The following is an 11,576-nucleotide window of genomic DNA, read 5'->3' on the forward strand; positions in this document are numbered from 1 at the left end:
GCAGAGTATTTGTATCTTTCATCGTATGAAAAAAATAGCAGGATTATTGCTCTTTGCAGGAATGGGGTATGGTGTCCTTGCCCAGGAAATTCCGGTAGTCAAACTGGAGGAATTGAAGAAAGTGTACTCCCGCCCGAATGATACCACCTATGTCGTCAATTTCTTCGCCACCTGGTGCGGCCCCTGCATGATGGAGATTCCTGTGCTGAACAAATTCAGGGAGGATACCAAAGACACCAAAGTACAGCTGATTATGGTGAGTCTGGATAATTCCAGATCGCTTAAGAAATTACCTGCGCTTATAAAGAAATTAAAGATTAAGGCACCGGTTTACTTGTTGAATGAGTCTGCCGATTATTCCTGGCTGTCCTATATAGACAAACGCTGGCAAGGCAGCATTCCGGCTACCATGATAATCAATGTGAATCGGAATAAAAAGGCATTTTTTGAAACGCCGCTTGAAGAGGGACAACTGCAGTTTTATCTGAAGAAACTGGGTTTGTGACATTTAGCCCAATAATTTTTTACGGTTTACTCCAGCTGCTTATTTGTAAATAGTACCTTTGTTTTAGCTGTTATGACCATTTTTGAACGCGTTTTAGGCGGAAATATCTTTTACGACTTCTGGAAGCAACTCCAGCAGTATCTCTTTTCCGAAGGGCGGTTCATACAGCTCATCACGCTGCAGCCGATAGAAATCTACAAGACGGAAACGGAACTGGAGATGGACTCGGCTAAAGTCAGACTATCCATCAAGAGTACCGTGGAGAACATGATGCAGCGCAGGATAGAGCGTACACTCAGCCTGCTGACGTTAAACCTGTATAATAAACCCAAAGATGCACTGGCCTATGATTTTGATATTCTCATCAAGGCGGATATGGCTTATCAGGAAGTGTCCAAATTCTTTAATCATCATTTTGCCCATCAGACCTACACGATAGAAGAAGAGAAATATTACCTGTTTATAAAAGAATTTCAGTTCGCCAATCAGGGTACCAAGGCTGTCGTCAGGATGCCTTTTGTGCTGGAGTCAAAGAGATGGTTTCTGAAAAGAACGATAGAAGGCACTTCCATCTTCAAAGGCTCTATCAATTTTCAGCATCCGAAATACGTGCTGAAAACACGCAACCTGGATTATGAACTCGAAACGGAAAGTTATATTCTTAAATTGATTGACAGCTTCTATCACATAAAGCTGGTGGAGTTCTTAAGCGGGTTCCTGCAGTATAATTTTAAGGAAGAATTATTCCACGCCAAGGTAGAGGCGCAGCTGCAGATTAACTCCCTGCAAAGCCAGTCCAATTGGATCAGCGGGGTTATTAATGATCTGGACCTGGAACGCATCACCATTGAAGACGAAGGAATCCATGCCGTATTTTTAGCGGAAGGGAAATTGCACCTGATGCGATAAGGATAATAGTAACTGCCCAATAGGAGAAATGAGCGGAAAAAACTAAATTTGCAGGCACAGATTTAATGCCAATAAAAATTCCCGTTTCAATATGTACACCACCCCTTTGCATCTTACACCCGTTGAAAATAAACGATTTTTGATTACCGGCGGAGCCGGATTCATCGGCTCCAATATCACCGAGTATCTGCTGAATCATGGTGCAAAAGTGCGGATATTGGATAATCTGGCGACCGGCAATATGAATAATCTGACTGCATTCCGGAATCATCCGGGTTTTGAGTTCCTGGAAGGAGACCTCCGGAATGTGAAAGATTGTGCGGATGCGGTCAAAGATGTCGATGCGGTTTGCCATCAGGCGGCTATTGGCTCCGTTCCACGCTCCATAAAAGACCCGGTTACAACCAATGACGTCAATGTCGGTGGATTTGTGAACATGCTTACTGCTGCCAAAGATGCCGGTATTCGCCGCTTTGTATATGCTTCCTCCTCTTCTGTCTACGGCGATGAGCCTAATTTGCCCAAAAAAGAAGAAAAAACCGGCAATCCGCTCTCTCCGTATGCCGTCACAAAATTTACCAATGAGGTGTATGCAGGTGTCTTTTCACGCTGCTACCCTTTGGAAATGATGGGATTACGTTACTTTAATGTATTCGGTCCCAAACAAGACCCGTATGGTGAGTACGCTGCTGTGATGCCGCTCTTTATCAAGGCGGTGCTGGGTGACGATGCACCCCATATCAACGGGGATGGTGAGCAGACACGGGATTTTACTTTTGTTCATAATGCCGTTCAGGCAAATATATTGGCATTGACCACCACAAATGAAGCTGCCTTTAACCAGGCGTACAATGTGGCATTCGGACAGCGGTTTACGGTCAATCAGATGTTTGAGGCGATACGGGATTATTTAGGCAAAGACATACAGGCCGTCCATCGGGAGCCCAGAGCCGGTGATATCAGAGACTCCTTAGCCGATATATCCAAGGCGCAGGATTTATTGGGATATGCCCCAAAATATTCGTTTGGACAAGGTTTGCCGCTGACGATAGAATATTTCAAAAAGGTATTCGCAGGATAAAAATCAGGGCGGTCGACTTAAAAAATGTGAAAAATACACGAATCGCCCTAAATTAAATCGTATAACAACACGGTAAAAGGCGCTTTTGTTCGTTAAATCTGTATCTTTGTTCCTCTTTTTAAACTACTCTTTTTGAACAAGAGCCTAAAAATATTTTGTCTGTTGATAACCATGCACTTGGGTAATAAATTGATTTTCTCACAGGAGAATGAGTTTGGCGGCTGGGCGGGAACTTCGGTTTACCTCGGGGATTTAAATCCGACGATGTCGTTTAAGAATGCGCGTTGGGCAACCGGTATATTTTACAGATACAATCTAAACAACAGAATGGCCTTCAGGGCGCAGATGAATTATGGGTTCTTGGATGCTGCTGACAGAAGGATTAAGGGCTTCCCCTATCTGCAGGCACGCAATCTCAATTTTAAATCCCATATTGTTGAATTGGCGGCTACGTACGAAATCAACTTCTTTAAGTACTCGCTGGTAAAATCCAGGGACACCCGAACCTGGACTCCGTATATATTTGCAGGGTTCAGCGTTTTTTATTACAATCCATACACCACCCTTGACGGAGTGCGGTACACGTTAGAATCTGTTGGAACGGAAGGGCAGAAGACGGCCAACCGCCCGACGAAGAATCGCGGGTACGACCGTTATGCATTCTCTATCCCATTTGGCGCAGGGGTAAAAGTCGGATTAACCCAGAATTGGGCAGTGCATGTGGAGGCAAGCAGCAGAATCACTTTTACGGATTATATAGATGATGTGAGCGGAAGTTATGCAGAAACCGAAGATTTGAATTATTTTGTGGAAGGCGTCAATGTCGCTCCGCTGCTGGCTGACAGATCGACGGCAAGTATTGGTATTCCCGGAAAACAACGGGGTACCAGCAAAGACAAAGACCGTTTCTTATTTGTGGGGGTTGGAATAAGCTATACGATACAGACCGGAAAATGCCCGAAGGTATTTTAAAAAACAAGCAGTATAAAACTTGAGTACAAAGGAGCAAATATCATACAAGGAAAAAATTGACCAGGCACGGCTGCCGGAGCATATCGCCATTATCATGGATGGTAACGGGCGTTGGGCAAAGGCGCAGGGCAAACATCGTATTTTTGGACACAAGAACGGTGTAAAAGCCGTGCGGGAAGTATCCGAAGGTTGTGCGGAAATCGGCGTCAAATATCTTACGCTCTATGCCTTCTCTACAGAAAACTGGAACCGCCCGCAAACGGAAGTATCCGCACTGATGGAGTTGCTGTTTCTGACTGTCGGAAGAGAAATCAAGACGCTTCAGAAAAACAATATCCGGTTAAATACCATCGGGCATATTGATAACTTACCGGCATCCAACCGAAAGGCTTTGCAGGAGGCGATGGACGCTACCAGGAATAATACGCGCATGACATTGACATTGGCTCTCAGCTATGGTTCACGGGAAGAAATCACGGAAGCCGTCCAGAAGATTGCAGCGGATTATAAGGATAATAAGATCACCCTTGATGAAATCAATCAGGACAGGGTATGCAAGAGCCTTTACACAGCAGCGATTCCGGATCCGGAATTGATGATCAGAACGAGCGGAGAACACCGGATCAGCAATTTCTTACTATGGCAGATGGCCTATTCGGAGTTGTATTTTACAGAAAAATTCTGGCCGGAATTTGACCGGAATGACTTATTCCAGGCCATTTATGACTTCCAGAACAGAGAACGGAGATTTGGATTGACAGGTGAACAGATCATAGAACAATTAAATACCAGCACCCACTTATAATGAATATGACACTCAAAAATAAACTATTTCTTCTCTTATCACTTGCATGTACTTTTGTTGTACCTGTTACGCACGCACAGGAAATAGATACCACTTACATCAATTACCGCCAACCGAAAAAGTTTAAGATAGCTGCCCTGGAGATTTCCGGTACGCAATATCTGGATAAAAACATTATCCGTTCACTGACCGGCCTGAAAGTGGGCGATCAGATAAGTATACCCGGTGATGAAATCACCAAATGCATTAAAAACTTATGGAAGCAGGGTTTGTTCGGAGACGTTCAGATTTATGCGGATAAATTTGACGGAGAGAATATACATTTAACCGTCAGTATCCTGGAAAAACCCAGACTAAACGATATTACCGTTAAAGGACTGAAAAAGAGTGAAGCGGATGATATAAAAAAGAAACTGGATTTACTGAAAGGCAAACCGCTTACGGAAGCACTGAAACTGAATATAAAAAATACCATTACAGACCAGTTTGAAGAAAAATCCTACCTGCATCCGGTAATTGATATAGTAGAAAAGAAGGATGAAGGTTTGTTAAACAGCACCTCCGTAATAGTTAATGTAGACAAAGGCTCAAAAGTTAAGATTAACAGCATAGAATTCATCGGCAGGGAGAAAGGTGATATCATCAAGATGAGAAAGGCCATGAAAACCACCAAGGAACGCACCCAAATAGAAATCAGGATAAAAGATGACAGAAGCGCTAAACAAAAGGCAAAAGATGCTTTATACACATTGGCCAACCTGAACTCCAATTCCGTAAAGGATTTTTTTATGGAACGCTTCCGGATACGTTTCAAGGGATCCAAGTTCAATGAACAGAATTATGAGGACGATAAGCAGAAATTAATAGATTATTACAATAACAATGGTTTCAGGGACGCAAGGATAAAGTCAGATACCGTCATTGACGACGAAGATGGTAATGTCAGTATCAAGATTTATCTGGATGAAGGTAATAAGTATTATTTCAGAAACATTACATTCAAGGGGAATGTGAAATTCCAGACAGAAACACTGAACAGGGTGTTAAACATTAAAAAAGGAGATGTCTATAATGCTGAACTGATGCAGAAACGTTTGTCGATGGATCCGGATGGCGGAGATATCAGTTCCTTGTATTATGATGACGGATATTTGTTCTTTAGCATAAACCCGGTAGAAATTGCTGCGGAGAACGATTCCATAGACATAGAAATCAGAATAAATGAGGGTCCGCAGGCCACCATTAAGAATGTAATCATTGAAGGAAACGATAAAACGAACGAACATGTCATTCGCCGTGAATTAAGAACACTTCCGGGTGACAAATTCAGCCGTTCCGACCTGATTCGTTCCCAGCGGGAAATTGCCAATTTAGGGTTCTTCGATCCGCAGGAAACAAAGGTAGAACCGATACCAAATCCGATAGACGGAACCGTGGACATTAAATATACCGTGAAAGAAAAATCAGCCGACCAGGTTGAGTTATCTGCCGGCTGGGGCGGACAACAAGGGGGGCTTATCGGCACCCTGGGGTTGAAGTTTAATAACTTCTCTCTGAGAAACATGTTCAAGAAAAAGGCATGGACGCCATTGCCTACGGGTGACGGGCAGCAGCTAAGTATCAGGGTGGAAAGCAACGGGAGACGTTACCAGAATTACAATTTCTCTTTTACCGAACCGTGGCTGGGTGGTAAGAAGCCCAACGCATTCACCATTGCAGCCTTTCACTCAGAAATCCGGGATATTTCCGGAGGGGCTGTATTGGGAAAACAGATTACCAATGGCTTCTCCGTGTCGATAGGCACACGCCTGAAAAAACCGGACGATTTCTTTGTAGTGCAGGCTGCCGCCAATTATTATGGTTATGGTTTGACCACTTTCCGAAACCGCTATTTTGTGAATAATCAGCCGCTGGACAGCGGTAATTTCCACAACGTCAATTTCAAGATTACCTTATCCCGAAATTCCATTAACCAACCGGTATTCCCGACAGCCGGGGCAAGAATCGAGGCTTCCGTCCAATTTACACCCCCTTATTCCTTATTCAGAAAAGACAATAACTTTGACGGCAAGACGGTTGCAGAAAGATATAAATTGATTGAATACCATAAATGGAAGTTTTTGGTAGACTGGTATCAGTCATTGGGTAAAACCAAGTTTGTATTAAGGGCTTCCGCTAAGTTTGGTTTTTTAAGCAGCTATCGCAAGAGCAACGGCATTACACCTTTCGAACGCTTTCAGGTGGGTGGAAACGGCATTCCTTCGAACGTTACGCTGTTTGGAACAGACATCATTGCGCAGCGCGGCTATGAAGGTGATTATTCTTCTTCCGGCGGCGACCCGATTTATAATAAATTCCTGCTGGAGCTGAGGTATCCGTTTTCTTTAAATCCGTCTGCCACCATTTACGGACTGGTGTTCTTTGAAGCGGCCAATACATATGCCAGTTTTAAAGACTATAACCCCTTTAAGCTGAAGAAAAGCGTGGGGGTTGGTATCAGGGCCATATTGCCGATGTTCGGTTTAATAGGTATCGACTATGGCATACGATTTGATAGTGCTAATGGTAGTCCGATAAAATCATCAAACGGGTTTTTTGATTATATAGGAAAAAACGGAAATATATCATTCATTCTCGGGTTTGAACCGGATTAATAATTTTTAAAAACGAATCAATATGAAGAAGATGCTTTCTTTTATGCTGCTACTCGGAGCCACCTTTCTGATGCAGCATGCTTACGCGCAGCGATTCGCGTATGTGGATACAAAATACATCCTGGAAAAGTTGCCGGATTATAAGACCGCACAGCAAAAGCTGGATGATCAGGCCGCAGCCTGGCAGAAAGAAATCGACCAGAAGAATGAAACGCTGAAAAAGATGTACACCAAATATCAGGCGGAGGAATTCTTACTGACTGCCGATTTGAAGAAACAACGCGAAGAGGAGATCGTGAAGGCGGAAGACGAATTGAAAGACCTGCAGAAAAATCGATTCGGTTTTAACGGCGACCTGTTCAAGAAACGACAGGAGCTGGTACAGCCGATTCAGGATAAGGTGTTTGATGCCGTCCAGAAACTGGCGCAATCGCGTTCTTATGATTTCATATTCGATAAGGCATCCGCTAATACGGGCATGCTGTATACCAATCCGCAGTATGATGTTAGCGAAGAGGTGCTTAAAAAGTTAGGCATGTAATTTGTATTTGATAATAAACCAATCTAGTAATTAATAAATTTAAACAATGAAAAAAGTAACAACCATCCTTATTCTCATGATTGCATTTCTGGCAAGCACTTATGCGCAGAAAGTGAACAAATTCGGTTATCTGAACTCTTCAGAATTATTGTCATTAATGCCTGAGGTATTAAAAGCGGATTCTGCCATTGACAAATATTCAATGGAGCTGGATCAACTGGGACAGCAGATGTATGCCGAGTATCAGAAGAAAGCCGCCGATGCCCAGTCAAAAGTGGAAAAGAAATTATTAACGGAAGAACAAACGGAGTTGATTGCCAAAGAATTGTCCGACATGGAGAAAAGGATCAGTGATTTTCAACAATCCGCTCAGGAAAAAATACAGGCGAAAAAGGAAAAATTATATGCTCCCATCATGATGAAGGCAAATGAAGGTATCAAAGCCGTTGCCAAAGCAAACGGCTACACCTATGTTTTTGATTCCGGAGCAGGTTCTATATTGTATGCGGAAGAATCAGATGACATATTGCCTTTGGTAAAATCGCACATGAAACTGCCAGATCCGAAACCGGCCGCTGCGCCGAAACCGGCCACTATCAAGCCTAATTAATTGTTAGTAATCATATTTTGACCGGGTTCGGAACGCATTGCGTTCCGAACCTTTGTTTTTTAAGTAAGATTTAAGAACTTCGTCTTTATGAATAACAACGCACATGCACCCATCGGGCTGTTCGATTCCGGCATCGGAGGTCTGACGGTTGCCAATGCCATCCTGCAGGAATTACCCAATGAGTCGCTGATCTATTTTGGAGATACCGCACATTTGCCGTACGGCGATAAATCGGCGGATACCATCCGCTACTACACCAAAACCATCGGGGCTTTTTTGTTATCCAAAGACTGTAAGATTATCGTTATTGCCTGCAACACGGCCTCTTCCGTCGCCTTTGAAATGCTGGAGAATATGGCAGGTGATAAGGCACATGTCTTTAATGTAATCGATGCGGTAGTGGAGGAAATTATCTTCAGGAAATATAAGAAAGTGGGAGTTATCGGTACGCTCGGCACGATTCATTCCAACGCCTACCTGAATAAGATAACACAGAAGGATGCCGGTGTGAGCGTGCATCAGCTGGCCACTCCGTTGCTCGCACCGATGATAGAGTCCGGGTTTGTGGATGGCCACATTTCCAATCTGGTGATAGAAGAATACCTGAATGCACCGGAGTTACAGGATATCGAAACACTGGTGCTGGCCTGCACACACTATCCGCTGATAAAAAGAGAAATTGAAGCCTATTACAGAAAGAAAAATCGTCAGGTGGAGGTGCTGGCTACCAATGAAATCGTTGCAAAACATATCAAGAAGTTTATGATTGAGCATGGTCTGGTCAACTACGAGAAAAAAGGGCATCATGCCTTTTATGTTTCCGATTATACGGAAAGCTTTGAAAAAACGACTCAGCTCTTCTACAGGGAATCCATTCACCTGATTCATTTACCGCTGTTTAAATAAGGGCATCATCAATAGCCTTTCTTAAGCGTTCATCATTGACGGGAAATGCAGGAAAACCCCGGCAGGATTCTAATTTGCAGAGGGCTTCGCTTATGTTTAACGTCTTTGCCGCGCATTGAACGGCAAATCCTCTATCTTCCATTATGTCTGCTAAAAATTCCTGTTCGGTCTGACCTTCCGCTGGGATGAAAATAGCCTTCTTGCCCAATGTTGCCAGATCCATGATGGTAGAATATCCTGAGCGGCAGATGATCTTATTCGCCTTATGTAACGCAGCAAACAGATCGTTGGTGTTCAGATAGGATATGGTGGTGATATTGCCTTCCCTGACAACGGTTTGTTTCTCTGTTTTTCCCTGAACCAGCAGTATCTTTTCTGGGTTGGCATTTAATGTATTCCGCAGCTCATTTTCTAAGTTAGTCCGTTGCGGCTCCTGGCCTGATAACACCACCAGAATGGAAAAGTCCAGTACATCAACAATGGAATCTTTTTTTGTAAAATGAGCGAAACGGCTTTGGATACCAATATAAGCTGCGGGGATTTTGAAGGAGATTCCGTGTGATAATTTACCGGAAAGATTGTTGACTCCTTCTTCGTCCGGGATCCAGAGAGCATCAAATTTTTCTATCTGCCGGAGGTGCAGTTTTAAAAATACCGGATTCATGAATCGTGCGGCATACGGCGCCTGCAGTGCAATCTGATGACATATCAGAATGCTCTTGATGGAATGGTGGCGCACACCGTAGCGGTTGTCTGAAATGATCAGATCTATCTTTTCCTGCTCCGTAATAATTGCGATTGTTTTGTTTTCCTCCTTTATGGTCTGCAGGATCTTGGGAGTTTGCAGTAATGCATAGAAGGAGGCATTTTTCCCTGTGGGATAGGAAATATTATACCCCGGCAATTCATAGAATTCTAAAGCCGGATAGTGTTCTTTCAGTAAATAAAAAGAATCGCCGTTGCCGGCAATGATCACCCGATGTCCTTTTGACAACAATAAATCAATTATGGGCATGCAGCGGGTGGCATGTCCCAACCCCCAATCCAGCGGGGCTATCAGTATGGTTTTCGGAGGGTTCAATTATTTTATTTTTTCCAGTTGTTCCAACAGCCATTTTTTTTCAAAACAGGGGTTGGTTTCACTGATGATTTTATGCGCGATTTCCTTTTTCTTCATCAGCTGCCGGCGTTGTGTGTTCGTCAGTGTTTTAAGGCTGATCAGGCGCTTCGTGAGTTTGGAGATGTTGATATAATTATTCTTATAGACCTGTTCCAGTTTTTTTCTTTTCAGCAAGGCCAGTATGCTGCCGATGAGATATTCCAGCGGTTCGATGTAATCCAGTTCATAATAGATTTTCATCAGGATATTCTTAGCGGAAAGGTTTAACAGCAGATCATCATAGTCGGCTTTCTGTAAAAGCCTGATGGCTGCCGCATAGTTCTTGCGTTCATATTCTAAAAAGGCCTTATTGTAGGCGTAGGTACTTTCCTGGTATTTTTCTTCCAGTAATCCTTTATACTGCTCGATGAATTTTTCCGTCCATTTATATTCTTTCAGCCGTATGCCAACGGTAACAATATTCTTATATGTAAATCTGGACAAAAATCCCTTTTCCAGGAATGCGCCGCTCTCGATGCCTATTTTATTAACATCAAACGATTTTCTGGCGTAACCGTCCACACCCATATTGTTCATCTTGATGCAGTAGTTGTTGGCGTAAATCAGGATGTCTCGGGCTTCCATCTTTGGAAATAAATTCAGATTCGTGTTGATGAGCATTAACAGCTTCTCAAAATTTTCCTGCTTATCCGCAAACTTTAACGTCTGGTAGATGTAATAATAGATGGCAACTGCGGGAATGTCGAGCAGGTTGTTTTGTTCTACATGGTTTAAGACGACATCAAACATACCGTAATCGTATTTCACCTGATGTACCTGTTCGTGAGATACGAGGATGCAGCCTTGTTTCAGTTTTTCCGTGATAAAATAAATGTCGAAGTTGGATGTCAGCAACTGGAAATTGTATTCGGCAGTCCGGCTTAGATTGCGTTTCTCATTGTATCGTTCAATCTCTATATCATAATAGCTCTTGTAATAGTGACTGTTCTTGTAAGGGTATTCTTCCAGTAATTTTGCTGCATCCTCATATGTCTTATGAAAATTTTTATGATGGTTGTGCTGGTTGTAGGCACCCATCAGCTTTAATTTCTGTAAAAAGGTATCGTCTTCCACCTGTTCGACGATGAGGTATTTTTCAATAGTCTTGAATAAATAACTCATGTATAATCTGAACTGCTGGTCATTGTAGGGTTGCCTGGGATGCAGCTTCTTATAAATCATTTCTTTGTTGGGAAAAGAAATATCCTTATCAATACATTCATTCAGTATCCTGTAAAGCATGGCTACCTCTTCCTGATGATTGAAATAAGGAGACTGCATAAATCTTTCCAATCCCTTACGCTCCCACTTTGTAAGAACTACCAGCACGTTGAATACTTTGCTGTTTTCCATCTGATTCTTATTCGTATGTTATATTAAAATAAACCCCTATGGTTCTTGCTCATATAAAAGTACATAAAAATATTTATTGCC

Annotated in this window: 11 protein-coding genes; 9 read left to right on the forward strand and 2 right to left on the reverse strand. The window is 42.8% G+C overall.

What is annotated here, in order from left to right; genetic code table 11:
* Positions 1 to 25 precede the first annotated feature (25 nt).
* The 9 genes from IPM95_11915 to murI all read left to right on the forward strand — a co-directional run bounded on the left by IPM95_11915 (position 26) and on the right by murI (position 8,983).
* A complete protein-coding gene (locus IPM95_11915; protein ID MBK9329979.1) occupies positions 26 to 505 on the forward strand; it encodes a TlpA family protein disulfide reductase in 480 nt (159 codons plus the stop codon).
* Between the two features lie 72 nt (positions 506 to 577).
* Complete coding sequence (locus IPM95_11920; GenBank protein ID MBK9329980.1) at positions 578 to 1,414, forward strand: DUF4403 family protein; 837 nt, start codon at positions 578 to 580, stop codon at positions 1,412 to 1,414.
* Positions 1,415 to 1,505: 91 nt separating this feature from the next.
* Positions 1,506 to 2,495 (forward strand): SDR family oxidoreductase, encoded by a 990-nt coding sequence (locus tag IPM95_11925; protein MBK9329981.1) that lies wholly within the window; start codon positions 1,506 to 1,508, stop codon positions 2,493 to 2,495.
* Positions 2,496 to 2,657: 162 nt separating this feature from the next.
* Positions 2,658 to 3,467 carry an outer membrane beta-barrel protein gene (locus IPM95_11930; protein MBK9329982.1) on the forward strand — a complete coding sequence of 270 codons (810 nt, stop codon included), beginning with the start codon at positions 2,658 to 2,660 and terminating at the stop codon, positions 3,465 to 3,467.
* A gap of 37 nt (positions 3,468 to 3,504) precedes the next feature.
* Positions 3,505 to 4,272, forward strand: coding sequence for an isoprenyl transferase (locus IPM95_11935; GenBank protein MBK9329983.1), 768 nt, complete (start codon positions 3,505 to 3,507; stop codon positions 4,270 to 4,272).
* Positions 4,272 to 6,926, forward strand: coding sequence for a BamA/TamA family outer membrane protein (locus tag IPM95_11940; GenBank protein ID MBK9329984.1), 2,655 nt, complete (start codon positions 4,272 to 4,274; stop codon positions 6,924 to 6,926). Before IPM95_11935 ends, IPM95_11940 begins: the two co-directional genes overlap by 1 nt.
* A 22-nt stretch (positions 6,927 to 6,948) precedes the next feature.
* Complete coding sequence (locus IPM95_11945; protein MBK9329985.1) at positions 6,949 to 7,467, forward strand: OmpH family outer membrane protein; 519 nt, start codon at positions 6,949 to 6,951, stop codon at positions 7,465 to 7,467.
* 46 nt (positions 7,468 to 7,513) lie between these two features.
* Positions 7,514 to 8,077, forward strand: a complete 564-nt coding sequence (locus IPM95_11950; GenBank protein MBK9329986.1) for an OmpH family outer membrane protein — start codon at positions 7,514 to 7,516, stop codon at positions 8,075 to 8,077.
* A gap of 87 nt (positions 8,078 to 8,164) precedes the next feature.
* On the forward strand, positions 8,165 to 8,983 hold the full coding sequence (murI, locus tag IPM95_11955; GenBank protein MBK9329987.1) for a glutamate racemase: 819 nt from the start codon (positions 8,165 to 8,167) through the stop codon (positions 8,981 to 8,983).
* Here murI and IPM95_11960 read toward each other — a convergent pair.
* Both IPM95_11960 and IPM95_11965 read right to left on the reverse strand, forming a co-directional pair.
* Positions 8,976 to 10,064: a glycosyltransferase gene (locus IPM95_11960; GenBank protein MBK9329988.1), complete on the reverse strand. Its 1,089-nt coding sequence runs from the start codon at positions 10,062 to 10,064 to the stop codon at positions 8,976 to 8,978. The genes murI and IPM95_11960 overlap by 8 nt on opposite strands.
* Positions 10,065 to 11,495, reverse strand: a complete 1,431-nt coding sequence (locus IPM95_11965; protein MBK9329989.1) for a hypothetical protein — start codon at positions 11,493 to 11,495, stop codon at positions 10,065 to 10,067.
* Between the last annotated feature and the right edge of the window lie 81 nt (positions 11,496 to 11,576).

The organism is Sphingobacteriales bacterium (assembly GCA_016719635.1).
GTDB lineage: Bacteria > Bacteroidota > Bacteroidia > Chitinophagales > JADIYW01 > JADJSS01.